Below are 25736 nucleotides of genomic sequence, written 5' to 3' on the forward strand. Positions count from 1 at the left end.
GTCACCAGCCATTTCGACTATTGGTCGAAATCTGGAAATACAAGTATCATTACTTGATTTCGACAGATGCACCAGCTTCTTCAAGAGCAGCTTTAAGTGCTTCAGCATCTTCTTTAGAAACGCCTTCTTTAACAGCACCAGGAGCGCTATCAACTAAGCCTTTCGCTTCTTTAAGGCCTAAACCTGTAGCAGCACGAACAGCTTTAATCACGTTAACTTTCTTATCGCCAGCAGCAGTAAGAATAACGTCAAATTCAGTTTGTTCTTCAGCGGCAGCGCCTGCATCACCTGCAGGACCAGCAACAGTAGCCGCTGCTGCAGATACGCCAAATTTTTCTTCCATTGCTGAAATTAGTTCAACAACGTCCATCACAGACATTTCTGCTACTGCATTGATGATATCTTCTTTAGTTAGAGCCATGACTCAGATTCCTAGCATTTTAACAATATTGCCTTAAGGCAATGTAACAAATAAATTCAAGATAGAAGCGTTTATATTACGCTGCTTCTTGCTCTTTTAGATCGCGAACTGCTGCAAGAGTACGGACAAACTTACTAGTTGCACCTTGAATAACACTCATCAAGCGTGAAATAGCTTCGTCGTACGTAGGCAGAGTAGCCAAACGATCAATGTCGCCAGCAGCCATCAACTCACCGTTGAAGGCTAATGCTTTAACTTCAAACGCATCATTGTCTTTCGCAAATTTCTTTAACAAACGAGCAGCCGCACCTGGATGTTCATTTGAAAAAGCAATAAGAGTAGGACCAACAAAACTGTCTTTCAAGCATTCGAAGTCAGTACCGTCAACCGCGCGGCGAGCTAATGTATTACGCACTACACGTACATATACACCAGCTTCACGTGCTTCTTTACGTAGAGCTGTCATGTTTCCAACGGTAACACCGCGGGAATCAGCAACAACAGCAGACAACGCAACTTTAGCAGCTTCGCTAACTTCGGCGACAATGGCTTTTTTGTCTTCTAGACCTAATGCCACTGGTTTTCTCCTGGATTAACAGGGATCTCTCCCCTAATTTACCAACCCTCCGAAAAAATTTCGAAGTACTCACTGGTGAGTTGGATCCAGTTAATCTGAATCGGGCCACACCATCTGCGCAGGATGAATATTTTTCAATACCCTATTAAACCCAAAGATTCCTACGGTCTTTGACGACCTGAGCCACACAATTAAGCGCAACCCAGACCCCAAAGTTTTGATTTAGAATTCTAAAGAACCTAAATCAATCTGTATACCTGGTCCCATTGTAGAAGACAAGGTAACTTTTTTCATGTAAACACCTTTAGATGAAGCCGGTTTCGCACGACGCAAGTCAGCTAACAACGCTTCAACATTACCCTTAACAGCACCTGCAGAGAAGTCGATAGAACCAACGCCTGCATGAATGATACCGTTTTTATCTGTACGGTAACGAGCTTGACCTGCTTTAGCATTTTTAACTGCTGTGGCAACATCAGGCGTTACAGTACCTACTTTTGGGTTAGGCATAAGACCACGAGGGCCTAAGATTTGACCTAGCTGACCAACAATACGCATAGCATCTGGAGATGCGATAACCACATCAAAATCCAAATTACCCGCTTTAACTTGTTCAGCTAAATCTTCAAAACCAACAACATCTGCACCAGCAGCCGTAGCAGCTTCAGCATTTGCACCTTGCGCAAACACAGCCACACGAACATCTTTACCAGTACCATTTGGCAAAACAGTAGAACCACGAACAACCTGATCAGATTTACGAGGATCAACACCCAAGTTTACTGACACATCAATTGATTCTTTGAACTTAACAGTAGAAAGTTCAGCTAGAAGAGCAACAGCCTCTTCCATTGAATACTGCTTAGTAGACTCTACTTTTTCTGCGATCAAACGAGCGCGCTTAGTTAACTTAGCCATTAGTTCACACCCTCAACATCAAGACCCATAGCGCGCGCACTACCTGCGATAGTACGAACAGCAGCATCCATATCAGAAGCTGTCAAATCAGCCGCTTTAGCAGTAGCAATCTCTTCAAGCTGAGCTCGAGTAACTGTTCCTACTTTCTGAGTATTTGGACGTGGTGAACCACTCTTCAAACCGGCTGCTTTTTTAAGCAACACAGCCGCTGGAGTAGACTTGGTTTCAAATGTAAAACTACGGTCACTGTACACTGTAATAATAACAGGGGTTGGTAAGCCGGCTTCAACACCTTGAGTTTTCGCGTTGAAAGCTTTACAAAACTCCATGATATTAACACCATGCTGACCCAATGCTGGACCAACTGGTGGACTTGGGTTCGCTTGACCCGCTTTAACTTGTAGCTTGATATAAGCTTGGACTTTCTTAGCCATTTTCTAACTCCAATTGGGTCTCTGCCTTACGGCTACCCGTTAATACAATCAGGCCTTCTCAACCTGACTAAATTCCAAATCAACTGGTGTAGAGCGCCCAAATATAAGCACCGCCACTTTGATTCGGCTTTTATCGTAATCCACCTCTTCAACAACACCATTAAAGTCAGCAAACGGCCCTTCATTAACACGAACAACCTCACCCACTTCAAACAGAGTCTTAGGACGAGGATTATCAACTCGATCACTTACTCTTTGCAAGATAGCATCCGCTTCTCTCTCTGTAATAGGAGAAGGCTTGTCAGCAGTACCACCAATAAAACCAAGAACTCGGCCAGTACCTTTAACCAAATGCCAAGAGTCATCATTCATATCCATCTGAACCAAAACATAGCCAGGATAGAATTTACGCTCACTCTTGCGCTTTTTACCATCTCGCATCTCAACCACTTCTTCGGTTGGGACCAAGATATCACCAAAATGCTCTTGCATACCCATTATTTCAATGCGCTCAGTTAAAGAGCGCATTACGTGCTTTTCATAACCTGAGTAAGCATGTACAACATACCAACGCTTCGCCACGTGCAACTCCTAACTTATTACTGCAGAAACAACCCATCCCAAAAAGGAATCGATGCCCCACAGCACAAGAGACATAAAAATAACAACTGCCAAAACAATCAAAGTCGTTTGAATTGTTTCTTGGCGGGTTGGCCAAACAACTCGACGAATTTCAGTTTTAGCTTCTCGAGCCATTACCGAAAACGCCTTACCTTTAACGGTGCTTAGCGCAACAAAACCAGCCACACCCGCTAACGCCAATATAGCAATTAATCTGTAAAGCAACGACTCTGCGGAAAAGTAGTTATTACCAACAATACCTACCGTCACCAATAGCAGTACAAAAAACCACTTAAATACATCTCCACGAGATTCTGGAGCTTCAGCATTTGAACTCATACTTAAGATATTCCTAGCTAAGATATAGGTACGAAAATGGCAGGCCAGGAGGGATTCGAACCCCCGACATTCGGTTTTGGAGACCGACGCTCTACCAGCTGAACTACTGGCCTACATTCGTATGGGCGAAAGATAATACTCGCTTACCAGAAGTAAATCAAGATTAACTACCCAGAAAGACAACAAATATTTGAAAAATATTGCGTGTTTGCTAATTGAGAGCTGGAGCTCATGAGCAGATTTGAACTGCCGACCTCACCCTTACCAAGGGTGTGCTCTACCAACTGAGCTACATGAGCAATTGGAGCGGGTAGCGGGAATCGAACCCGCCTCTTCAGCTTGGAAGGCTGAGGTAATAGCCACTATACCATACCCGCATTAATTGGTGGAGGGAGGTGGATTCGAACCACCGAAACTTTCGTGGCAGATTTACAGTCTGCTCCCTTTGGCCACTCGGGAACCCCTCCACTACCGCAGCAAATTTGCAGCACCCCAAAAGGTGAGTGCAATTATAGGAGGAGAAAAATCAAATGCAATAGCTAACACGGATTTTTTTCTAACTTTATCATCATCTTGTTCAATTCTGACCAATTTTTAAGCGACTCCAACTGCTCTCTGGTTATTTTATCAACAAACTGTATTTTTAATAGACTAACGACCCTCTCATGTTGAAATGTTTCAACAGGATAGTCGACCAAAGATTCAATGCGAGCTTCTTCGCCTTTCGCCGTCCCTTCAACCGAATATAAACCTAAAGAGATCCGATTCTTCATTTCTCCTCGTGTAATTCTAAAACTATCTATATTTTTCTGCTTTAAATCCGCAATAATCGCAGTTGCCTCTTCTTTCGTCTCTGGGGCCGATATATACAACCAATATTTAATACTATTTTTCTTTAACTCAACATCGCGATAGCGCCAACCAGACTCTCTTATTTTTGCAAGTAACAACTGTCTATCTTGATCTTTTTCAACCTCAAAAATAGGACAAAATGATTCAGACATCACCGCGGCTCGAATAGTGCGCTTGTTATTAGCGTCTTCCACAATTGCCTCTAACTGTGTTTCAAGATCATCCTTAATCTCAACTTGAGGCGCCTGAGCAGTGTCACCCTCACCATTTAATTCCTGAAGCGACTCACTTAAAGTAACCACCTTCTGACTTACCGGAGGCGCATAAATAGATTTTTTCACAACAGACACATTCCTATTCTCTAGTTGATGCCAAGCAAAAAAACCAACATTACCTAAAAATATAAAAAAGAATAACCATTTCATGACATTAATATCCGTTCATCCCCAAGAAGCTTTGCACCTTTCAATACAAGATCAGGGTCAAATGTTTCATTAATCATTAACTGCTCCATGATCCTTTCACCATTCCCGCCTGTAAATACATATTTAGCGGAGGGGTAACGACTAACAATACGCTCAATAAAGCCCAATACCATTTCATTACAACCAAAACGCACCGCTTGCCCTGTATTCCTAGGCAGTTCAGACGTATTTGTCATATCCGCTTCTGAATATCGGATCCGCCCGGTATTCGAGACCAACGATTTTTTCCATCATGTCACTACTGGGTGCTATGTAGCCTCCCAAATGTCGTCCATCACTATTAACCACATCGATTTTCACTGCCGTTCCCGCATCTACAACGACAACCGTTCCTTGATACTGAGAATGTACATACAGAACCCCCAACCAGCGATCAATACCTAAACGATGTGGCTCACTGTAAGCATTTTCAACACCACAAGCCACCGCACTTACCTTCAGATCAAGCACATTCGCATTCGGATAGCGCTTCCCAACCTCTTCCAACAACAATAAATTATTTGAATCATCTCGCACACTAGCAAAATAAACAGCATGAACTTCAAAAGCATGATCATCAATCTCGTGATCACGTCCCCGCCAAATTATGTCATTTTTTAAAAACAGCGCCCATTTTATTGACGTATTGCCAACATCCATTACTAATACACATCGCTCAGTAGGATGATTATTGTTTACGAACACTAACCTCACCTCCATATATATGACGAACCTCTATCCCATCATCAAAAATCAGTGCCCCTTTTTCAGTAATCCCCTTTACCAAGCCAAATTCTTTCTTGCTGGCGGATTGAAGCATAACCTCAGTCCCAATCAAAATATCGTATTTGATCCACTCATCAACCAACTCTGACAGACCTTTGCCCTGATCAAAAGACTGACAAATAGCCGTCAGCTCATTCACTAACAATCCAACGATTGAATTTCGACTAGGTGATCTCCCAAGCAATGAATGTAAGTCTGTCCAAGGTTGATCTACAGAAGCCATCTCTTGAGGGGCCATTTTTACATTTAACCCAATGCCAATAATGACCTGACAAACATCGCTGTCAGTAATCATTTCTAACAGAATTCCACAAATTTTTTGATTATTGATATGAATATCATTTGGCCATTTCAAACCAATATCAGCAACGCCTAACGTATCTAAAACTCTCGCAACAGCCACCCCAACCGCTAAGCTCAGCCCTTCTATCGCTCCTGTTCCAGATTCAAAGCACCAACCAAAAGAGAGCATGACATTTTGCGCAACCCCGCCTTCCCATTGACGCCCACGACGCCCTTTACCTTGAGTTTGTTTTTCAGATACAACCAATAAAGGTAAACTTTGACCTTGCTCTATTTGACGCTTGAGTTCAGTATTAGTGGAGTCGGTTTCAAAACAAATTTGGATAGCAATGTCATTTGAGGAAACGGTTTGCTGAATCTTTTCTTTATCTAAGAGCTCCAAAGCAGAAGGGAGCCGATAACCTTTACCCTTGACTGAATGCACCAGCACACCAATAGACTGTAATTTTTTTAACTTTTTCCAGATAGCCGCCCGAGTCACGCCAAGCTTTTGACCAAGCTCTTCACCAGAATGGAACTGACTATCACTTAATAACAACAACAAGTCTCGCACAATCAAACTCCTGCAACGCTATACACCTTAACCCGACAAAAATGATTAAGAGTTGGATTTTATGAATTGAATAATATCTTCTACCAGTAAATTGAAATAGGGATTCCAGGTAATTCTCGCCCCATAGGCACTTTTTGAACTTAACAATTCGCCTTTTTCACCAAACCAAATACTGGGCTCCGTTTTACAACGCTGAAAACTTTCCTCATCGGATAGAAAGTCACAGATACGATAATCCCCTTCAGAACCATAATGAGGGTCTTTTGGACTACCATGAATCGACATATGCGACAGACCCGTTATCTTTTGATGTGGTAAATAGGCATTGATTACCCGAGTTCTTGATTGTGTTTGGTTTTCCATTTCACTTGAATAAATCAACATTTGGCTTTTTTTATTCACGAGTGATTTTGAGAAAATAGATTGTGTAACCGCACTATCGACCGTTGCATCCTGATCCGCTAATGCAATGAAAACTGGTACACTCGAAAGCGGCTTTTCATGTAAGCGGCTACGTAACTCCTTTGCTGTCTTATAAGCTTCAGCGATAGCTGGCACAGGTATAGAGGCATATTTAGCATAATCATCCGTTTCTTCGTGGTCTAACCAAGTCAGTACAGGTGAAAGAAAAGGAGATAGCCAATCTATTCCACTGTTAATCTTTAGCAAAGGAGAGAAAAGCACTACGCCTTCCACGTCATCAGAGTGGTCTACAGCAAAATTTAACGCCAAAGCACCGCCAGTCGAGAAGCCACCAACAAAAAATGAATCGACTTCGCCTTTGAAAGTGAGGGCACTGCGATTAAATGTTTGCCTCCAGTCTTCCCGTGTCACATCAATTAAATCTTCGGCACGTGTCCCATGCCCAGGCAATAAAATGACTCTTACATGAACACAATTTTCACTTAAACGTTGCGCTACCGAGCGCATGCCATATGGAGAGTCTGATAACCCATGAGATAGCAGTAAGCCTTTTGTTTCTCCCTTACAATGAGCTGCGGGGAAATATTCAAAGGGCATAACAGCTTGAATTTCTTGTTGTTTATTGCCTACCATCAAGATCTGTTTATTCTGCTGCAAAAACGTGTCAACCCTCAAGAGATACTCTTCGAATGCTTCATCTGTCTGCGGAATAACGCCAATACCAGCATAAGATAAAGAGGCAAAAAGAAACGATAACATTACGTAAAAGACATTTATTGCTTGTTTGAGTCTAAGCACAGCCCTATTTCCACCTTTTTATGTATTGATAGCCCATCCTATCAAATCCAATCTAGCCACGCTTACATTATTCAAGAATTCTCTCTACCAGTCCTTTCATCCAATGTTAATATGTAGCCAAATTTATTGTTTGGATATCCCTTTATGACTACAGAATTAGACAACCAGACTCTAGCGTTATCTCAGGCCATTATTTTAGCGGGAAAATGGATTAGTGGAAGACAATGGGTACCGGCAACAGGAGGCAACTTTTCCGCTCGCCTTGATAAAAAGCAATGCCTTGTAACCGCCTCAGGAAAACATAAAGGGCATCTGTGCAGCGACGATTTACTTACCACTTCATGGACAGACCAAGAACTCATTTGCGATGGTAAACCTTCGGCCGAAACCCTATTACACACACAAATTTATGACCTTGATGAGTCGGCACAAGCGGTATTTCATACACATTCAGTACAAGCTACCGTCTTTAGCCGCTTAATCGATGCGCCAAGCTATCGTTTTAATGGCTATGAAATGCAAAAATCCATTACTGGGAACACAAGTCATGCAGACGATGTGCGACTCCCCATAGTCAACAACAGCCAAGATATGCGTTTATTGGCTGCGGAGGTTAAAACTCGTTGGCAAGACAATCCTATGCCTTATGCATTTTTAGTTAAAGGCCATGGAATGTATGCTTGGGGTGATTCAATAGAAACAGCAAAACACCACCTCGAGGGATGGGAATTCTTAATTGAATGTGAGTTAAAACGTATCCAACTATTACCTTTACTAACAGACCATATAAAACAAGGAAATGGCGCATGATTAAAGCTATTTTAACCGACATAGAAGGCACCACAAGTAAAATCAGCTTTGTTCATGAAGTACTGTTTCCTTACGCTCGCCAACATATGGCTGAATTTATTAAAAGCCAATATCAAAACGAAGCCGTTACAGAACAAATTGAGGCGATAAAAACACAGATAGGCGATCCAACAGCCTCTCTCGAAACCATAATCCAAACACTCGAGCACTGGATTGATACCGATAAGAAAATAACACCTTTAAAAGCATTACAAGGCATGATCTGGAAGCATGGATATGAGGCCAAAGAGTTTACTGGCCATGTGTACCAAGATGCATTTGATAACCTTACAAAATGGCAACACAACGGGCTAGCACTCTATGTTTATAGCTCGGGTTCCGTTGCCGCTCAAAAGTTGATTTTTGGCTATTCTGATTTCGGCGATATGACCGCGTTATTTACAGGATATTTTGATACCAAGATAGGCTTGAAACAAGAAGCGCAATCTTATGAAAATATTATTGAGGCATTACCTTATCACGCCACTGAGATACTGTTTCTTTCTGATGTAGTAGCCGAGCTTAATGCGGCCGCCAATGCTGGCATGCAGACCTATCAACTCATCAGGGAATCCCAACCGAAGAGTCAACACCCAAATGCCAACTCGTTTGATCAAATCACCATTCAGCCGTAGATTATTTATCTATTTATTATAGGAGCCGCAGCGGATATGAGCCAATTATCAAAATACCAACAGGACACACCTGAAGTTTGTCTATTACAAACAAATAACGCGGATGAAATAACGGCCATTCTTAATAAAGAAGGCGTTAATTTTTATCGCTGGCATGCAAGCTTTCCAATTGAAGCATCCACCTCTAACGAACAGATTTTAGAAGCCTATTCAAAAGACATTCAAACATTGAAAGACGCTGGCGGATATCAAACGGTGGATGTAGTGAGCATGCATGCTGCCCACCCAGATAAAGCCGCCTTTAGAGAAAAGTTTTTAAGTGAGCACATTCATACTGAAGATGAAATTCGTTTTTTTGTGAGTGGTAAAGGACTGTTTTGCTTGCATATTGGAGAGTACATTTACCAAGTACTATGCGAAAAAGAAGACTTAATCAGCGTCCCAGCGAACATGCCTCATTGGTTTGATATGGGGTCAGAACCTGCATTCACAGCCATCCGCTTATTCAACAATCAAGAAGGGTGGGTTGCACATTTTACTGGCAGCCCTATTGCTGACCAGTTTCCATTATTAGACTAGTCTAATAACGTCCATCCCATTAGGTGATATAAAACCTCAAGGGATGGACTCATGCATCGCTAGCGTCTTGCTAATTTACCCGTTTGAACATCTTCCACACGATAAATTCCGGTGTCTAAGATCCACGCCGAAACCAAATGGGCTGGTGTGACATCAAAGGCAGGATTATACACTGGCGCCCCTTCTGGAGCCCATATACAATCCCCAAATCCACCGCTAACACCTTTTACTTCTGAAGCGTTACGTTCTTCAATCGGTATTAAGTTTCCATTTTCACATGCTAGGTCGACTGTGGTATGGGGAGCAACAACATAAAAAGGAATCTCATGATAGCTCGCCAACACAGCTAGATTATAAGTCCCTATTTTATTGGCGAAATCACCATTGGCCGCTATCCGGTCAGCACCAACAAAAATACAATCTACCTCTCCTCGAGCCATGAGCATGGCCGCCATAGAGTCACAAATCAATCGATAAGGCACACCTAATTCCCCCATTTCCCAGGCGGTTAGTCGTCCCCCTTGTAACAACGGACGAGTTTCACCCACCCAGACTTTCACGTTTTTCCCCGATCCATGCGCTTTACGAATGACTCCAATGGCCGTACCTACACCAACTGTGGCTAACCCACCCGTATTACAATGGGTTAAGATGTTACTGTTTGGGGAGATGAGACTGTTTCCTAATTCAGACAACTTATTACAAAGCTCAATGTCTTCATAAAATAAACGCTCGGCCTCATCCACAACAGACTTAGGGTAACCCGTCTTGGATGCCTGTAGCAGACTATCTATATTATTCATCAAGTTCACGGCCGTTGGTCGCGCGGCTCGAAGCCTATTTGCATTTCGAATAAAGTCCTCTTCCGCAAGGCCTTTTTCAGCTTTTATCGCTAATAATAAACACGCAGCAATACCAATGGCAGGTGCGCCTCGAATCTGTAATTTCTGTATCATCAACACCATTGAATCAATAGAATCGCACACCAGCCACTGTTTTTTGTTAGGTAACTGGGTTTGGTCTAATATGGATAATTGATTGTCATCGACAAAAATACTTAGGGCATGTAAATCGTTCATGCAGAAAAATCTCAAATAAGGTTACAATAACCGAAATTATGCTAGTCCTACCGACCCATTACAACCAATAGAGGCCTTATGACAGCTTATAAAACATTTTCCGAAAAAGACGTCATCAAATACGTACAAAAATTGGGTTACTTTAAAAAGAGTAATAACCTTGATTGTGCGGAAATGGGAGACGGCAACCTCAATTTAGTTTTTCGAGTTAGCGACACCAATAATGTCAGCTTAATTGTCAAGCAGGCCCTACCTTATGCACGTTGTGTTGGTGAGAGCTGGCCTCTTACCTTGGATAGAGCCCGTATTGAAGCGGAAGTTTTACTTGAACACGCTAAGATTAGTACAGAGCACACAGTAAATGTGCTTCATTATGATCCTGAACTCGCAACTATTGTGATGGAAGACCTAAAAGCCTTCGAAATAATGAGAGCAGAACTAGTCGCTGGAAAAGGGTTCCCACATGTGGGCAAACAATTAGGTAGCCACCTAGCAAAAACCTTATTTTACACCAGCGACTTTTACCTCTCAGCGAAAGATAAAAAAGCCCAAGTGGCTCGTTTTATCAATCCTGACTTATGCCAAATCACTGAAGATCTCTTTTTTACTGACCCGTACCGAGAAAACGAACGTAACAATATCTTTCCAACATCAGAAAAATTGTCACTAGAATTACGTACCGATGATAACTTATTGGCTGAAGTGGCTGAACTTAAAGCAAAATTCTTAAATAATACCCAAGCCTTACTACACGGAGATATTCACAGTGGCAGTCTTTTTGTTGATAACACGACAATGAAAGTGATTGATGCAGAATTTGGCTTTTATGGCCCCATGGGGTTTGATGTTGGTTCACCGATAGGTAACTATCTACTCAACTACTGTGGCAGTGCGGCCAAATGGGATGGAGTTCAAAAAGAAGGCCACCTCAACATGCTCAAGGACATTACCAGAGATACATGGAATGTTTTCGCTAAAGAAATAACGCAACTTATGGAAGGACATACTCAAGATTTAGCACTCCAAAACCCGACATATCAAGCACGTTTTCTACGCTCTGTATTTTTAGATACCATTGGCTATGCGGGTTGTGAGTTAATTCGACGTACGATAGGTTTAGCCCATGTTAGTGATCTAGAGAGCATCGATGACACTAATGCAAGAGCGGTTGCTGAAGCGAATGCTATTGCACTCGGAAAAACCCTGATCAATAAAAGACACAGTTTTGTCTCCATTGAAGACGTACTTTTAGAAGCTGAAGCCATTATTGGGGGCTAATCGATATTGAGCCTATATCAATGGACGCCTTAAATTCTCACTTGTATACCGTAGAGCAATCATCTCGATTGCTCTTTCCTCTCACAAAAAAGTTTTATCAGGCGTATTACCCCGCAGGTAAACCCAATAAAGCCGACCCTATTTGGCTGTTAAAAGAAAATACCATTGTGTGCGCCTATCGATTAAAGCAGCTCTCTCATTGTCAGTTATTAACCGCAATGGTTACCAGGCCCTCACATCGAAAACAAGGTTTGGGAAGTCTCCTATTACAACAAACCCAAAAGGCTCTACTGTCTAGACCCACCTACTGTTTTGCTTTCGAACATCTAGAGCCTTTCTATATCGCCAATGGCTTTCTGACCCTCCCCAAAGAAGCATTACCAGATGAACTACTTGAGCGCTTTATTCGCTATACATTATCAGGTAAAAAACTGGTTCCTATGAGATTCACACAAAGCACATACTTAAAATCAACTTAATCATCTTAATTAGTCGTCTTCGGAATGCTTCACCTTGACTCTTTTTTACAACCTCTTCTACTCTTGGTAACAACTTCATTTTCTATCTTAAAGGATTCAGTTGTGTCCATTAAATTACCAAAAGATTCACCCATGCTCACTTCTTCTTTTACATACGGAGTAGCCACTGCGGCCTTTCAAATTGAAGGAGCTAATACCGAAGACGGACGTTTAGAATCCATCTGGGATAGGTTCTGCCAGCAACCCAATAAAGTCAAGAATCAAGACAATGGCAGTGTAGCTTGCGACCATTATCACCTATGGGAAGAAGATGTAAAATTAATTCAATCCTTAGGCGTTGACGCGTATCGACTTTCGATCGCTTGGCCTAGAGTGATTCAGCAAGACGGGACAATTAACCCTCTCGGCGTGCGCTTCTATAAACTCCTACTTAACGCATTAAGAGACGTCGGTATAAAAACCTTTGTGACACTTTATCATTGGGACCTACCACAGCACCTAGAAGATAATGGAGGCTGGCTAAATAGAGACACCTGTTATAGGTTTCGTGATTATGCAGACTTGATATCACAAGAACTGTCTGATTATGTCGACTCTTGGGCTACCTTTAATGAACCCTTTTGCGCGGCCATTTTAGGATACGAATTAGGAATACACGCTCCTGGTTTAAATCATCCGAGATATGGACGACAAGCCGCCCACCACATTCTACTCGCTCATGGATTAGCATTACCCGTGTTACGCAAGAATGCCCCCCATGCCCAAATTGGCATAGTCCTCAATATGAATCGCTCCTATGCAGCAAGTGAGAAGTCCGAAGATCAATTTGCTGGATTAATGAGAGAAACACTTGATAACCAGTTTTTTATTGAGCCTTTAATGACAGGACAATACCCTCAGGTTTTAAAACTGATCGCTCCAGAATATTTACCCGCTATGATCCTAGAAGAAGATATGCAAATTATCTCTCAACCCATAGATTTTTTAGGTCTTAATTATTACACCTGTAACCACAACGCATTCGATGCCAAGTATTTATTTAAAAATGTTCGCAATAAAAAAACAGTAGAGTACACCGACATTGGTTGGGAAGTGGCACCTCACGCTTTTGAGGAGTTGCTGATTAACCTCAATCAGCAATACCGTCTCCCCCTATTTTTATCACTGAAAATGGAGCCGCCTGTGCTGACGTATTGAGTAACGGAGAAGTAAATGATGAACAACGTGTTCATTACCTTAACGATCATTTAAACGCGGTTCATAATGCCATCACAGCAGGCGTCGATATACGAGGTTATTTTGCTTGGAGTCTTATGGACAACTTTGAATGGGCGGAAGGTTACAGTAAACGCTTTGGATTGGTCTATGTTGATTACCAAACACAAAAAAGAACGATGAAACGTAGTGGTAAAGCCTATCAGAAGTTTTTGAATGATAGACATAGCTGATCACAATAACCACGAGAAGACTCGTAAGCAGAGTCTTCTCTTCTTCCCCACCCTACTAAATATCAAGCAAGCCTGTCTCTAATGGCACTAAAAGGAAAGAGCCGCATCATTCCTCTTTAATCAACATAAGCATAAGATAAGTATGTAATTTTCATTAATTTTGAATGAGTTACACCCGACACGCTCGTTCTAAAATGAACAGAGTCTTAGCCCCTTAAACAGGCGTAAAAATAAGCCAGTAAATTAATTATAAAGAGAAAATATAAAATCATTGATTGTAAAAAACATGCTTAGATTTCGATCAAATCTACACATTTTTTCCTTTAAAGGCCAAATTGATAACAATAGACAACAAACAAAGTAATAAACTGGGAAGCGTTTCTCTACAGCTATTTTTATTCAAAAACATAGTTAATAATTTCTCCATCGAAACGCAACAGCGATTCAACCTTTATTCATAAAATCATTTTTGGAGAGCTACTATGAAAACATTTACTCGCGCTACATTAGCACTATTAACTTCTTCCGCTTTTGCTGCTGCCGCTTTTGCTGAAACAGGATCATCAGATGATTCTGCTTATGAAACCTATCGTAACAGCATTTCCAGTGTTGAAGCTTTATCTAACACGCTAGACAAAGAAGGCATTCAATATAATGCGGAGGTAAATTTAGAAGGCGCAAATACCTTTACCAAGAAGGCTGAAGCTTATAATGACAAATATGAAGAACTGCAAACTATCTTCAATGCGTCACACTTCTCGAACTAATCAACGGTTGATCTAGACTCTACACCTTTAATCGTTTTGTAATGATGTCAGATTATCACCGACAATCTGACATCAGCCACCTTTTATAAAAGCAATGAATTTCCCTTCGGGAATACTCTTATTTACAAACCAAATTCCGACCTTCATTTTTGGCCTGATACAGTTTTTCATCGGCAGCACGTAGAAAATCGGTAAAATCCTGACCAACAGAAAGCGGTGCAATTCCAATACTGATCGTTAAATCAATATTCGTTTCTTTTTGATAAAAAGAATAGTTCTCTATCAACGCTCTTACTGATTCTGCACAACGATAAGCATCATCCTTATGACTATTTTCCATTAAAACAACAAACTCCTCTCCTCCTAAACGATATATATTGTTAGAAGGCACATGATTTCTAATTAAATTAGACACTTCAATTAGTACATTGTCTCCGACATCATGACCGAATGTATCGTTAATTCTCTTAAAGTGGTCTATATCGATAAGAAGCATAAAAGTGGAACCTATTTGCTTATTAATTCTATTAAAATCGGCTTTTAGCGCATGCCGGTTTTGAACTCCCGTTAACCCATCTTGAAGAGCCATCCGCTGTAAAATATCATGGCTTTTTTTCCGTTGTATTTCGTACATGTGGCATACTAGCCAAATAGACAGGTAAGCTAATACAAAATTCAATACAGTCCGATAGGGTCGAATCATTTCGGCATCCGGGTTAACAAGCAAAACCACCATAAAAAGAATGGCCACTATAGCGGTAAAAACAGCACCCTGCTTCATGCCAAACAATAAGTAATACCATAATGGCAGAGCAAAACTCCAAAAAATAGAGCCTGCTTTTAGCCCCATAATTAAAGCGGAGGCTAAAATATTACAGGTTAAAAGCAGCATTAACATGTATCTATGCCAAGCATAATGGCGATTTTTCAATGCGACCCAAAAGAAGTAGAAACTACAACAAGCCACTAACAATTGCACAGCACCAAGGTTCATTTGCTGCATGAAAATCATATTTAACACAAAATAAAAGCAATGCAGTCCGCAAACCAAACCACTCAACCATTTATGGAGGGTTTTGGGCAAATCTGAAGCAGGGACCGAAAGTAAAGAGTTCATTCATTGCTCATTTTTAATGTGGTGTTTGATTAAATATAACAGCTATCTGAGTTATTGATAATATTAACTTGTTTATCAGTACATTTGATCTACATTTTTCACAACTTCTTGTATTTCTATCGTTGTGCGCTTTTTCAGGGCAATGACATAGGCTCAACAGCTTCACCGATAAGAATTAAACATATTCTTTTAATAACCCTATATTATTAATTACGATTATTTCCATAATAGTTATTTTAAGTGTCAATTTAATTAAAACTATTTTTTACAATGAAAAATTTAAATAAATTTTAATATCACAAACAATTTAAAATCCTTTACATTCATAGAATCAATAACTAATTTTTTATACACAACATTGAAATGAGGAAATAAAATGAATAGAATCCTAGTATTAGTTTTAACTTTCTTTATGTTTAATCAGGCGTATGCACTTGAAGAAGTCACTTTTGCCATTGGAGAGTGGGCACCTTATACCTCAGAAAAGAATCCTGATGGAAAAATTGCTGAAACGATTATTATTGAATCTTTTAATCAAGAAGGAGTAAAAGTTAATTTTACTTATGACAAATGGTCTGAAAGTTATGAACAGGTAAAAAACGGTAATAGTGATGGTACTTTTCCTTGGTATATATCAGAAGAGCGTACCGCCGATTTTTTATTTAGCGACCCAGTTATTGAAGACAAACAAGTATTCTTTTATTTAAAGTCTACCGATTTTAATTGGTTTGGTTACGGTGATCTTGCTAACTATAAAGTAGCAGGCACAAAAGCCTACTCACACGTTCAAGAATTACAAAAAAATGGTATTGACACCATTATCTCAGAAGTTGAGGAAGACAGCTTTCGCAAAGTACTATCGGGTGAAGCCGATGTATACCCAGCATCAGCCATTGTTGGTGCACAAACAATCGACTCTATTTTCTCGGCAGAAGATGCCGCTAAATTCACCTCCCACAATATTCCTATGACGATTGATAATATGTTCCTTTTGGTTTCTAAAAAAATACCTAATGGTTCTGAAATAATACAAGTCTTTAATTCAGGACTTATGAAATTAAAAGCATCTGGCCGATATCAAGAAATACTCAGTAATTTATAACAGTCTATATCAATAAAAAGAGCGATACACTTTTGTATTGGCTCTTTTTACTGAATCATCAGCCACCTTTTACTGAATCATCAGCCACCTTTTTACCATTTCGTTATTGACACTAGACTTGCCTGCTGGCCATAGGATGAGTTGGGGATAACTCTAAAAGATCCCATAAATTGCCATATAGGTCCTGAAATACTGCCACGGTCCCATAATCTTGTTCCTGTGGTTCACGCACAAACTGAATCCCTTCAGAGAGCATTCGTTGATAGTCTCTCCAGAAGTCATCGGTAGTTAAAAACAAAAACACTCTTCCGCCAGCTTGATTACCCACGAAACATTCCTGTTCAGGTTTAGACGCTTTTGCTAATAGTAATGTTGTACCTTGAGATCCAGGAGGGGAAACCACGACCCAACGCTTATCTTGTTCTGCTTGATAAGTGTCTTCTACTAATTCAAATTTCAACTTGTTAATATAAAAATCTAAAGCGTCATCATAATCGTCAACCACAATAGCAATGTGAATAAGGGATTGGTGCATATATCTAATCTCTTTGAGTCAATAATTCTTCTAGGCGAACGGTTTAAGTTTATGTTGATACATTTTATAAATACATCTTACGCGCCTAGCAATGGTAAATGCTTTAACTGGTGGTAACGCAAAGACATAGAAATACAATGCCTTAACACTGGCCATGGTATCGCGTCATTAAAACGTAAAATAATGGCTCGATTACCGGCAAAAGTAAGCTCATTGGAATACACCTCTTTAAAGGTTTTTACCAACCTCGTATTGCAGTTAAAATATAGGCAATACTGATCTGGCTGTTTTGGCTTCCAGTCAAACCTTAAAGTACTGCCATACTTAGCGATATAACTGGGCTCTCCCCATTTAATGGTTTCCTTAAAGCCCTCGATCGACTCTTCTTTTACCACAGTGAAAATTTCATCTCTCAGCTTCATTAAGGACAGTACAACCCCCTCAGGATAACGATCAAACTTTTGTTTTACTTGTGGTTCCATCATTACCTCAATAGACAGTTCTGATATCAATGTGAGTAAAAATTAAAGCAGTTTTTTTAAAATGCGTAGCTTTAAATAACTAAAAGGTGGGTATCTTAAAGCCACATCAAATAAAAACCGGCGTTTCATAATGGTTTTTAAATGACTAAAGGTATTGAATCCTGCTTGACCATGATAACGCCCCATACCACTGCCACCAACACCGCCAAAAGGTAAGTTTGGATTCGCCATAAACATCATGCCGTCATTAATACCAACATTGCCAGAACTTGTTTGCTGCACAACCTTTGCTTCAAACGACCTATCATTGGTATATAGGTACAAAGCCAATGGCTTCGGCTTACTGTTAATAAAGTCTATCGCATCATCAAGTACTTTTACCGTTTTAATAACGAGAATCGGTCCAAAGATTTCTTCCTGCATGATAGGACTCTGGTTATTTGATGAAAGAATAATAGTCGGTGCTAGATACTGATTTTGACGATTAAATTGGCCACCATAGACAACATTTTCACCTTCAAGATAGTGTACCAATCGATCAAAATGCCGTGTGTTGATGATACGGCCATAATCCTGACTCGATTCTGGATTTTGTCCGTAGAAAGACTCAATCTTAGAAGTAATGGCACGAATAAGATTCTCTGCAAAAGACGCTTCGACCAGCACATAGTCAGGAGCCACACAAGTTTGACCCGCATTCATCCATTTACTCCAAACGATTCTTGCCGCACTCATCTCTACATTCGTTTGACTGTCTACAATACAGGGGCTTTTTCCACCTAGTTCTAACGTCACAGGTGTTAAATGCTCCGCCGCCGCTCGCATAATAATCTTCGCGACCGCTTCCCCGCCCGTATAGAAGATATGATCAAAGGACTGTTTCAATAACTCTGTCGTTTCTTCAATTGCGCCAGAAATGACTTGAATACAATCGACATCAAGATATTGAGGTAATAACTCAGCTAATAAGGACCCACTGTATTCAGCGACTTCGGAGGGTTTAATAACAACGCAATTACCCGCTGCAATCGCTGCTACTAAGGGCGCTAATACTAGTTGAATCGGATAATTCCAAGCACTGATAATTAATACGGTACCTAAGGGCTCAGCGAGTGAATAGCTTTTTGCCGGTTGAGCAATAAGAGGGGTAGATACCTTGCGAGGTTGGCTCCATTGGTTAAGATATTTAAGAGTATGATCCACTTCGCTTATCACAAAACCTATTTCTGACACCCATGCCTCTTGCTCGCTTTTATGCAAATCTAATGCGAGTGCTTTATAAAATTGCGACTGTTGCTCTTGTAGCATTTTCTTCACTTGCTGCAGTTGGTGAACCCTCCATGCAATCGTTCGAGTCAGACCCTTTCTAAAAGACAATTTCAAGCCATCAACCTGAAAAGAAATCTGAGTCAAAGATGAATTCAATACGGGTTCTGCCACACGATATTCCTTTCTAAAAATTAAATATTGATATTACTTTAGTCGAATAAGGGGAAAATAATATTCTTTATAAATAAAATTTTATGATAAAAATCTCATCGGAAAACACAGATTAAAAAATAAAACTTGCCTAATAAAGACCATTAATAACCTAATGTAACACTTTTCATTACCGCTCTAGTTATTGATTTAAACGTGCAGAAAATAAAATCGATTTTTTCAAAAATTTGACCCGTTAAGCCATTGAAAACCTATAAATAGAAGACTACCTTTGTGGAGGGATCATTAATATGCACCCTCAAATAATATAAAAAAACAGAGGCAATTTATATGAATAACCATTCAAATCGTGGTGTTGTCTATCAAGGCGACGGCACTGTCAAAGTCGAAGCAATCCCTTTTCCTGAACTTGCCATTGGTCGCCGTCGATGTGACCACGGCGTCATTTTAAAAGTAGTGACGACGAATATTTGTGGTAGTGATCAACATATGGTTCGAGGAAGAACTACTGCACCAAGCGGTTTGGTTCTGGGTCATGAGATTACCGGTGAAGTCATTGAATGTGGACGCGACGTTGAATTCATTAAAGTAGGTGACTTGGTTTCTGTACCATTTAACATCGCTTGCGGACGCTGTCGTAACTGTAAAGAAGGATTAACAGGAATCTGTTTAAACGTAAACCCTGCTCGCCCCGGTGCCGCATACGGTTACGTGGACATGGGGGGCTGGGTAGGCGGTCAAGCTGACTATGTTATGGTACCTTATGCTGACTTCAACTTGCTGAAATTCCCAGATGCCGACCAAGCGCGTGAAAAAATTCAAGACTTAACATTATTGTCTGATATTTTGCCTACTGGCTTCCATGGCTGCGTTACAGCTGGTGTTGGCCCTGGTTCAACCGTTTACATTGCTGGTGCTGGCCCTGTAGGCCTTGCGGCGGCGGCCTCCGCTAAATTGTTAGGCGCCGCTTGTGTCATTGTGGGCGATATGATCGAAGACAGGTTAGAGCAAGCACGCTCATTCGGCTGCGAAACAATCGACTTAAAACAAGATGGTGATATTCAAGATAAAGTTGAAGCCATATTGGGTGAGCGAGAAGTGGACGCATTTGTAGACTGTGTGGGTTTTGAGGCCCATGCTTGCGGCTGTAACCATCATCAAGAGTCGCCCGCTGTTGTCTTAAATTCGGCGATGCAAATGACTCGAGCCGGCGGACAAATAGGCATTCCTGGTTTATATGTGACAGAAGACCCGGGTGCGGCCGATGCGGCGGCTCAACAAGGCAGTTTAAGTATGCGTTTTGGTTTAGGCTGGGCGAAATCCCATTCATTACATACGGGACAATGCCCTGTAATGAAATACCACCGCCAACTCATGCAAGCGATCTTATTCAACCGTATTGAAATTGCCAAGGCTGTTAATGTGCAAATGATTTCTTTAGATCAAGCGCCTCAAGGTTACGCTGATTTTGATGGTGGCGCCGCGAAGAAATTCGTTATCGATCCTCATAAAATGGTGAGTTAACTTTGCATTAGATAATAACAAAAGCGAATCGAGCTTTTGTTATTATCAAGTGAATCCACTAAACGTTAGTAAACATCCCCTTTTGCCTGCTAACGTTTATCTTTCTCTATACCCCTGGCCATTCATTAGCATCAAATAGGCGGATGGACGACAGGACAATTAACCACAATGTTAGTCCGTTCAATACTCACTAGACCTTTTTCTTCGGCATCATAAATAGCCCCTTCGGATTTCAGAGTATAAGCTTTACTTGAATCTAACCACACAACATTGTACATCAGCCAAAGTGGTGAATACTGTTTGTCTCTGTTCTCTGCTCCAACAGGGTCTGGCGCTGAAGGAAACACATTACGAGTTTGATGACTATTAGGAAAAGCATACACTCGTTCTAAAGCGGTTCGTACACTAGGTGGTTTAGGATACTTAGGGATCGTATTTCTTAAACGAGGTACATAGTTCGCATTCATTTCTTTCGCCATCTTACGATCAGAGATATCGGTTGTAACATAAAAAACAATTTTATCATCGAACCAAGCTTCAAAGACAGGCAGACTCACATAACCTTGCTTCACTGGTTGGTTTGTACAGGCTGACAATAAAACCATCAACGCCAATCCTAATATGTATTTGTAGCCCATAGTTTAAACCTAATTAAAATATTAAAACTTTATGAACTCCATTTCGCTCAAATCATAGTAACGTATTTACATACAGACATGGGATCTAGACTCTGACTTACGGTTTATTTCCTTTATATTTCTTTATGATAATTCCTATTTAGGCGTCTTGTCTCCCAACACTCACTCTATTTGTACCGTAATTTACCTCAAAACCCCAACATACTGTATACGCCTTGTTAACGTCTGTATGTTTATAGCATGCACAGCGTCAATAGATACAAGCTGTTACAGCTTTAATATCGATGGAATGTTCTAATAAATTCATTTCGTCATGATTCTTCGGAGACAACTATGAAATACCTCTATTGCTTAACTATTTCTACGTTCTTATTTCTGTTAACCGCTTGCTCAAATCAATCGTTATACGAAGCGATTCAAGACAATAGAGTCAATGAATGTCGAAACCTCACGTATCAACAAGAGCAGGCGTGTTTAAAAGGTGTGAATCAGCGATCCTACGAAGACTACAATCGCGAGCGCGGAATTGAAGAAAGCCCAGTTACTCGCTCTAACGATGACTTATCTTTCTCTCTAGAAAACACCTACAAAAACTAGCGCTACTCACTTTTGATAAAAGATTTAAAGCCTCTTATCAAAATGGTCAAAATGCCTCTTGCCTCCAGCCCGTCCTCCAATTAAAGTAACCTCCTAAATATTAATATCGCGTTTTTACATTAATCGAACTTCGGGGCGGGGTGAAATTCCCCACCGGCGGTAATGTTGTTTTGCCCATAACAAAACAAATCAGCCCGCGAGCGCTTCCACGTTTCTGAATGAGAATAGCGGAGGGTCAGCAGATCTGGTGTGATTCCAGAGCCGACGGTTACAGTCCGGATGATAGAAGATCGACCAAGAAACCTATATATGGCGTACTTTACTCTGTATTTTATAGAAGCATTGGCTGCCTCTATATTTGACTGTTTTAAAGTAAGCCTCTCTAGTTGTATGCAACTTTATTGCGTATAGCGATTACTGTATAACTATCTTGGTATATTTCTCATCACCCCTGTACATCTTACTGAATAGGAGACATTCAAGATGGCAGGAACACTTTTTATAATGATCGCATGCTTCACATGGGCACTGGATACCCTTATTCGTTACCCCTTGTTAAATTCCGGTTATTCCGCTGTACAAATTGTTTTTATTGAACACATCACCTTAGTTTTATGCGTCAGCCCTTTACTTTGGCATTATCGTAGAATCTACCGCCACATGAGCAAGACATCACTAGCTTGTTTATTTTTTATTGGAGGAATAGGCTCCGCAGTAGGTACTCTGGCTTTTACCGAAGCATTCAGTTATTTAAACCCAACCGTGGTTATTTTACTGCAGAAGCTACAGCCTTTAGTCGCTATTTTGCTGGCCTATTATTTTTTAAAAGAACGCATTGAAAGTCATTTTATTCAGTGGGCTGCCATTATTTTATTAGGCAGTCTGGTGATGATATGGCCCGACATAATGACATTACGTGACGCTCAATGGCACTACTCTAGCGATCAGTTGTCCATTATTAAAGGCTATGGGTACACCTTAATTGCGGTCTTTTCTTGGGGAGCAGCGACCGTATGCGGTAAATACTTGTCTTATAAAAATGTGCCCGAAAATGCGATTTTATCTGGTCGCTTTTTATCTGGGTTAATTGTCCTCTTGCCTATGGTTCTCCTCATCACACCTAGCTTAAAGGCCATTCCTGCAACGGATATCGGATTGATTGTGGTCATGGCATTATTAAGTGGTCTAATAGGCATGTGGTTTTATTATCGGGGATTAAATCGAGTACGGGCTCAAACCGCAACACTCGTTGAGCTCTCTTTTCCGGTTTTCGCCGCCGCCATTAATTGGGTATTTTTAGATATGAGTTTATCAACATTTCAAATAGTGGGTGCGACACTACTCATTGCTGGAAATATTGGTCTACGCATAAAAGAACTCAAAACGCCTGTGCCAGCGGTGGCAACCTCTAGCCTATAATGCACCCTATGCATCATGCTCTTATGGTATTTGAGCTTTTACTATTGAATACCATAAGTTCATGATGGCGGCGCTTCTAATAAACGTAAAATCTTGCCGTTAACATCGCTTTCTAAGACGCTTGACGAGAGAAATTGGCTTCCAGTCTGATACCTGAAGGCGTATGGAAGAACACCTGCCTTTCACCCGTTTCAGGGGTTGAAAAAATTTGGTGTTGTACCTGTCTATCAACTAACTTTTGCACAAATGCATCAAAGTTCGTTAAACGAAAGGCCACATGATCTAAATATCGAGGTATTTCGTTTGCTGCATGTTGATCACTGAATGTTAAATGTACAACAGCCTGCTCTCCATAGTATAGCCAGTAGCCGGCCTGTGCCGTACTGCTTTTTTTACCATCCAACAAATCGAATACATCCATCAGAAATACTTTTTCCTGCTCAATTACGTCTTTTGGTGCACTGATATTAATATGATCAATATACATAACCCTTCCTTTATTAAATGTATGAACACGCTTACTTATTCTTATGCTTCCGCCACTCGATACGACCCATTGAACTTCTTCCTCTGGCGACCATACTACAGCACGTCACTTAACTTCAATTTGGCATTCCATTGACCCTGTAAGAAGGCCATTCCAATTTTTTAACACCACAGAACGAAATGGATTTAGCTGTTCGTTCGAAATATTTTGAGTCACGCCCACATGATCGAGCAAGGCCGTCATAACCGATTCCGCCGCACGGATTGCACCATCATCACATTTCAGCGCAATACCAATTTTCAATTCCGGAATAGATGCGATATAAACACCTTCAGCCCCTAATTTCAAAAAGACTTTATCGCCTAAAATCGTCATCATTTCAGTACAATAACGTTCGGTTCCCGCCACCATAAAAGGATGTTTAACGACAGAATTATAAAGTGTATGGCAGGCTTTTTGGCGTTCAGGCGTTAAGCCCGATGGGTCGGCGAATTTTGCAAAAGCTAGCGCTAAATTGGTTAATGGCATAGCCCATGTTGGTGCCGAGCAACCATCTGGAGACCATGGTGTCGAGCTATAATCATACTCACACATTTCTTCCATCGTTCTTGCAATGGATTTCTGTACAGCATGGTCAATTTGAATGTAATTTTTCGGATCAACCTCTAATACTTTTGCTAACCCCAGCATACCGGCATGTTTGCCAGAACAATTGTTATGTAATGGATTGGGGGTTTCTGCACTTGCGGCTAATTCATAACTGGTTTGAGCTCTCATTGGCCAATGGCAGCCACACTCTAGGTCTTCTTTCGATAAAGCCAGTTTATCTAACATACTTTGAACCGTGTCTACATGGCCACTTTCACCATTATGAGACGCGCAACAGATCGAAATTTCCTCTGGAGTGAAAGCAAATTTTTCGGCTCCGCCCATTTCTATAAAGGCCAGAGCTTGCATCGCTTTAATCGCACTGCGAGGATAAACTAAGCTATCAACCTCTCCCCAGGACTCCACTACCCTCCCGTCGCTAGAGACGATAACGGCTTTTATTTGGTGCTCACTTTCGGTAATGCCACCACGAGTTACTTGCACAGACAGTGCGTTATGTTGTTGCATACTGGTTACCTTATTTTTGATTAGGCGTGCGCTTATAGAGAATATCTAATATACGACATAAATCCCGATATTGAGTCCCCGTTAAGCCATCTAACATATGGTTTTCCCACTCCAATGCTTTTGGTACTAAGCGTTGATACAGCTCATGTCCACTTGCTGAAAGAGACAACTGGGTGGCTCTTAAATCCCCTTCTACAGGAGATTTTATAATTAACTTTTTTTCTTCTAAAACCGCTAATGTTCGAGATATTTTCACCTTATCTAAGCGAATTAGCTCAGACAATTCACGCGCGATAATATTTTTTTGAACCCCTAGGTTCGCGATAATTTGCCACTCGGGTCGAGTAATGCCAAACTCAGTCTCATAAAGTTCGGCAAAGCTGTTTGCTATATGCTCAGCGGTTCGTACAAGTTTATAGGGAAGAAATTCTTCCAATAAAAAATTTTCCATAGACATCACTTTGTCGATTCATTCACTCTAGGTTCAAACACACTCAGTTTCGCATTTATTCTTACTATTTGAATAGATCTTTCAATAAAAATGGCGAGACAACACCGTTTTCCAGTCAGTTCAACCTTAACGAAAATCCCGAAAAATAATTTCAAATGAAACAAAACAAAAAAGAAAACTATAGATTTAAACATAAAAATTGAAATATTTTCTTGATTTAATGCC

General features: G+C 40.7%; 32 protein-coding genes, 4 tRNA genes and 1 riboswitch. Of the genes, 12 read left to right on the plus strand and 24 right to left on the minus strand.

The features are described from left to right. Nucleotides 1–49: 49 nt before the first annotated feature. The 15 genes from rplL to O1D97_RS13170 all read right to left on the minus strand — a co-directional run bounded on the left by rplL (nucleotide 50) and on the right by O1D97_RS13170 (nucleotide 7450). Nucleotides 50–421 (minus strand): 50S ribosomal protein L7/L12, encoded by a 372-nt coding sequence (gene rplL, locus O1D97_RS13100; RefSeq protein ID WP_269126209.1) that lies wholly within the window; start codon nucleotides 419–421, stop codon nucleotides 50–52. 76 nt (nucleotides 422–497) lie between these two features. Further along, nucleotides 498–998, minus strand: coding sequence for a 50S ribosomal protein L10 (gene rplJ, locus O1D97_RS13105; protein ID WP_269126211.1), 501 nt, complete (start codon nucleotides 996–998; stop codon nucleotides 498–500). Nucleotides 999–1220: 222 nt separating this feature from the next. Next, nucleotides 1221–1916 (minus strand): 50S ribosomal protein L1, encoded by a 696-nt coding sequence (gene rplA, locus O1D97_RS13110; protein WP_269126213.1) that lies wholly within the window; start codon nucleotides 1914–1916, stop codon nucleotides 1221–1223. Next, nucleotides 1916–2350: a 50S ribosomal protein L11 gene (rplK, locus tag O1D97_RS13115; RefSeq protein WP_191601881.1), complete on the minus strand. Its 435-nt coding sequence runs from the start codon at nucleotides 2348–2350 to the stop codon at nucleotides 1916–1918. The genes rplA and rplK overlap by 1 nt, the downstream gene beginning before the upstream one ends. A 48-nt stretch (nucleotides 2351–2398) precedes the next feature. Beyond that, complete coding sequence (gene nusG, locus O1D97_RS13120) at nucleotides 2399–2932, minus strand: transcription termination/antitermination protein NusG (RefSeq protein WP_269126217.1); 534 nt, start codon at nucleotides 2930–2932, stop codon at nucleotides 2399–2401. Between the two features lie 9 nt (nucleotides 2933–2941). After that, nucleotides 2942–3310 carry a preprotein translocase subunit SecE gene (gene secE, locus O1D97_RS13125; RefSeq protein WP_269126218.1) on the minus strand — a complete coding sequence of 123 codons (369 nt, stop codon included), beginning with the start codon at nucleotides 3308–3310 and terminating at the stop codon, nucleotides 2942–2944. A 37-nt stretch (nucleotides 3311–3347) separates the two neighbouring features. Then, a tRNA-Trp gene (locus O1D97_RS13130) sits at nucleotides 3348–3423 on the minus strand. 110 nt (nucleotides 3424–3533) lie between these two features. Next, nucleotides 3534–3609: transfer RNA gene (locus O1D97_RS13135), tRNA-Thr, on the minus strand. A 3-nt stretch (nucleotides 3610–3612) separates the two neighbouring features. Beyond that, a tRNA-Gly gene (locus O1D97_RS13140) sits at nucleotides 3613–3687 on the minus strand. 6 nt (nucleotides 3688–3693) lie between these two features. Continuing rightward, nucleotides 3694–3777: transfer RNA gene (locus O1D97_RS13145), tRNA-Tyr, on the minus strand. Nucleotides 3778–3849: 72 nt separating this feature from the next. Further along, the gene (locus O1D97_RS13150; RefSeq protein ID WP_269126219.1) at nucleotides 3850–4587 is read right to left on the minus strand and encodes an SPOR domain-containing protein; all 738 of its coding nucleotides are present in this window, start codon (nucleotides 4585–4587) and stop codon (nucleotides 3850–3852) included. Beyond that, complete coding sequence (locus O1D97_RS13155) at nucleotides 4584–4823, minus strand: acetate and sugar kinases/Hsc70/actin family protein (RefSeq protein WP_269126221.1); 240 nt, start codon at nucleotides 4821–4823, stop codon at nucleotides 4584–4586. The genes O1D97_RS13150 and O1D97_RS13155 overlap by 4 nt, the downstream gene beginning before the upstream one ends. Further along, the gene (locus tag O1D97_RS13160) at nucleotides 4807–5331 is read right to left on the minus strand and encodes a type III pantothenate kinase (protein ID WP_269126222.1); all 525 of its coding nucleotides are present in this window, start codon (nucleotides 5329–5331) and stop codon (nucleotides 4807–4809) included. The genes O1D97_RS13155 and O1D97_RS13160 overlap by 17 nt, the downstream gene beginning before the upstream one ends. Then, nucleotides 5315–6268, minus strand: a complete 954-nt coding sequence (locus O1D97_RS13165) for a biotin--[acetyl-CoA-carboxylase] ligase (RefSeq protein ID WP_269126224.1) — start codon at nucleotides 6266–6268, stop codon at nucleotides 5315–5317. Before O1D97_RS13165 ends, O1D97_RS13160 begins: the two co-directional genes overlap by 17 nt. 45 nt (nucleotides 6269–6313) lie before the next feature. Continuing rightward, nucleotides 6314–7450 (minus strand): alpha/beta hydrolase, encoded by a 1137-nt coding sequence (locus O1D97_RS13170; protein WP_269126226.1) that lies wholly within the window; start codon nucleotides 7448–7450, stop codon nucleotides 6314–6316. Between the two features lie 183 nt (nucleotides 7451–7633). Between O1D97_RS13170 and O1D97_RS13175 the strand changes: the two genes are divergently transcribed. From O1D97_RS13175 to O1D97_RS13185, 3 genes are read left to right on the plus strand one after another with little or no spacing between them, the layout of a single operon-like run. After that, a complete protein-coding gene (locus O1D97_RS13175) occupies nucleotides 7634–8299 on the plus strand; it encodes a methylthioribulose 1-phosphate dehydratase (RefSeq protein WP_269126228.1) in 666 nt (221 codons plus the stop codon). Next, the gene (gene mtnC / locus O1D97_RS13180) at nucleotides 8296–8973 is read left to right on the plus strand and encodes an acireductone synthase (RefSeq protein ID WP_269126230.1); all 678 of its coding nucleotides are present in this window, start codon (nucleotides 8296–8298) and stop codon (nucleotides 8971–8973) included. Before O1D97_RS13175 ends, mtnC begins: the two co-directional genes overlap by 4 nt. A gap of 36 nt (nucleotides 8974–9009) precedes the next feature. Then, entirely contained in the window at nucleotides 9010–9552 is a 543-nt protein-coding gene (locus O1D97_RS13185; RefSeq protein WP_269126232.1) for a 1,2-dihydroxy-3-keto-5-methylthiopentene dioxygenase, read from the plus strand. Between the two features lie 59 nt (nucleotides 9553–9611). On the opposite strand, the gene mtnA is transcribed toward O1D97_RS13185, so the two are convergent. Then, nucleotides 9612–10631: an S-methyl-5-thioribose-1-phosphate isomerase gene (gene mtnA, locus O1D97_RS13190; RefSeq protein ID WP_269126234.1), complete on the minus strand. Its 1020-nt coding sequence runs from the start codon at nucleotides 10629–10631 to the stop codon at nucleotides 9612–9614. A gap of 78 nt (nucleotides 10632–10709) precedes the next feature. On the opposite strand from mtnA, the gene mtnK reads away from it, so the two are divergent. From mtnK to O1D97_RS13215, 5 genes are all read left to right on the plus strand, one after another. After that, on the plus strand, nucleotides 10710–11909 hold the full coding sequence (gene mtnK, locus O1D97_RS13195) for an S-methyl-5-thioribose kinase (RefSeq protein ID WP_269126236.1): 1200 nt from the start codon (nucleotides 10710–10712) through the stop codon (nucleotides 11907–11909). A gap of 20 nt (nucleotides 11910–11929) precedes the next feature. Next, nucleotides 11930–12388 (plus strand): GNAT family N-acetyltransferase, encoded by a 459-nt coding sequence (locus O1D97_RS13200; protein ID WP_269126237.1) that lies wholly within the window; start codon nucleotides 11930–11932, stop codon nucleotides 12386–12388. A gap of 102 nt (nucleotides 12389–12490) precedes the next feature. After that, complete coding sequence (locus tag O1D97_RS13205) at nucleotides 12491–13585, plus strand: family 1 glycosylhydrolase (RefSeq protein ID WP_269126238.1); 1095 nt, start codon at nucleotides 12491–12493, stop codon at nucleotides 13583–13585. Further along, the gene (locus tag O1D97_RS13210) at nucleotides 13582–13836 is read left to right on the plus strand and encodes a family 1 glycosylhydrolase (RefSeq protein ID WP_269126239.1); all 255 of its coding nucleotides are present in this window, start codon (nucleotides 13582–13584) and stop codon (nucleotides 13834–13836) included. Before O1D97_RS13205 ends, O1D97_RS13210 begins: the two co-directional genes overlap by 4 nt. 482 nt (nucleotides 13837–14318) lie before the next feature. Further along, nucleotides 14319–14603: a hypothetical protein gene (locus O1D97_RS13215; protein ID WP_269126240.1), complete on the plus strand. Its 285-nt coding sequence runs from the start codon at nucleotides 14319–14321 to the stop codon at nucleotides 14601–14603. A gap of 118 nt (nucleotides 14604–14721) precedes the next feature. On the opposite strand, the gene O1D97_RS13220 is transcribed toward O1D97_RS13215, so the two are convergent. Continuing rightward, nucleotides 14722–15720 carry a GGDEF domain-containing protein gene (locus tag O1D97_RS13220; protein WP_269126241.1) on the minus strand — a complete coding sequence of 333 codons (999 nt, stop codon included), beginning with the start codon at nucleotides 15718–15720 and terminating at the stop codon, nucleotides 14722–14724. Nucleotides 15721–16096: 376 nt separating this feature from the next. On the opposite strand from O1D97_RS13220, the gene O1D97_RS13225 reads away from it, so the two are divergent. Beyond that, nucleotides 16097–16822 carry a substrate-binding periplasmic protein gene (locus O1D97_RS13225; protein WP_269126242.1) on the plus strand — a complete coding sequence of 242 codons (726 nt, stop codon included), beginning with the start codon at nucleotides 16097–16099 and terminating at the stop codon, nucleotides 16820–16822. A gap of 112 nt (nucleotides 16823–16934) precedes the next feature. Here the strand turns inward: O1D97_RS13225 and O1D97_RS13230 are convergent, their stop codons facing one another. The 3 genes from O1D97_RS13230 to O1D97_RS13240 all read right to left on the minus strand — a co-directional run bounded on the left by O1D97_RS13230 (nucleotide 16935) and on the right by O1D97_RS13240 (nucleotide 19279). Next, nucleotides 16935–17357, minus strand: coding sequence for a VOC family protein (locus tag O1D97_RS13230; protein WP_269126243.1), 423 nt, complete (start codon nucleotides 17355–17357; stop codon nucleotides 16935–16937). 77 nt (nucleotides 17358–17434) lie between these two features. Continuing rightward, nucleotides 17435–17839: a DUF1801 domain-containing protein gene (locus tag O1D97_RS13235; protein WP_269126244.1), complete on the minus strand. Its 405-nt coding sequence runs from the start codon at nucleotides 17837–17839 to the stop codon at nucleotides 17435–17437. Between the two features lie 42 nt (nucleotides 17840–17881). Next, complete coding sequence (locus O1D97_RS13240; protein WP_269126245.1) at nucleotides 17882–19279, minus strand: aldehyde dehydrogenase family protein; 1398 nt, start codon at nucleotides 19277–19279, stop codon at nucleotides 17882–17884. A 330-nt stretch (nucleotides 19280–19609) separates the two neighbouring features. On the opposite strand from O1D97_RS13240, the gene fdhA reads away from it, so the two are divergent. Further along, entirely contained in the window at nucleotides 19610–20803 is a 1194-nt protein-coding gene (gene fdhA / locus O1D97_RS13245) for a formaldehyde dehydrogenase, glutathione-independent (protein WP_269126247.1), read from the plus strand. A gap of 131 nt (nucleotides 20804–20934) precedes the next feature. On the opposite strand, the gene O1D97_RS13250 is transcribed toward fdhA, so the two are convergent. Beyond that, nucleotides 20935–21441: a DUF7482 domain-containing protein gene (locus O1D97_RS13250; protein ID WP_269126248.1), complete on the minus strand. Its 507-nt coding sequence runs from the start codon at nucleotides 21439–21441 to the stop codon at nucleotides 20935–20937. A 333-nt stretch (nucleotides 21442–21774) separates the two neighbouring features. On the opposite strand from O1D97_RS13250, the gene O1D97_RS13255 reads away from it, so the two are divergent. Then, nucleotides 21775–22038, plus strand: a complete 264-nt coding sequence (locus O1D97_RS13255; protein ID WP_269126250.1) for a hypothetical protein — start codon at nucleotides 21775–21777, stop codon at nucleotides 22036–22038. Between the two features lie 122 nt (nucleotides 22039–22160). Further along, nucleotides 22161–22333: riboswitch (FMN riboswitch) on the plus strand. A 188-nt stretch (nucleotides 22334–22521) separates the two neighbouring features. Beyond that, complete coding sequence (locus O1D97_RS13260; protein WP_269126252.1) at nucleotides 22522–23457, plus strand: DMT family transporter; 936 nt, start codon at nucleotides 22522–22524, stop codon at nucleotides 23455–23457. A 112-nt stretch (nucleotides 23458–23569) separates the two neighbouring features. On the opposite strand, the gene O1D97_RS13265 is transcribed toward O1D97_RS13260, so the two are convergent. The 3 genes from O1D97_RS13265 to O1D97_RS13275 form a co-directional block, all read right to left on the minus strand. After that, a complete protein-coding gene (locus O1D97_RS13265; RefSeq protein WP_269126254.1) occupies nucleotides 23570–23944 on the minus strand; it encodes a VOC family protein in 375 nt (124 codons plus the stop codon). A 105-nt stretch (nucleotides 23945–24049) separates the two neighbouring features. Beyond that, nucleotides 24050–25060 carry an asparaginase gene (locus tag O1D97_RS13270; protein ID WP_269126256.1) on the minus strand — a complete coding sequence of 337 codons (1011 nt, stop codon included), beginning with the start codon at nucleotides 25058–25060 and terminating at the stop codon, nucleotides 24050–24052. Nucleotides 25061–25070: 10 nt separating this feature from the next. Beyond that, nucleotides 25071–25511 (minus strand): MarR family winged helix-turn-helix transcriptional regulator, encoded by a 441-nt coding sequence (locus tag O1D97_RS13275; protein ID WP_269126258.1) that lies wholly within the window; start codon nucleotides 25509–25511, stop codon nucleotides 25071–25073. Nucleotides 25512–25736 lie beyond the last annotated feature (225 nt).

It is taken from the genome of Marinomonas phaeophyticola, from assembly GCF_026966905.1.
Taxonomy (GTDB): Bacteria; Pseudomonadota; Gammaproteobacteria; order Pseudomonadales; family Marinomonadaceae; genus Marinomonas; species Marinomonas phaeophyticola.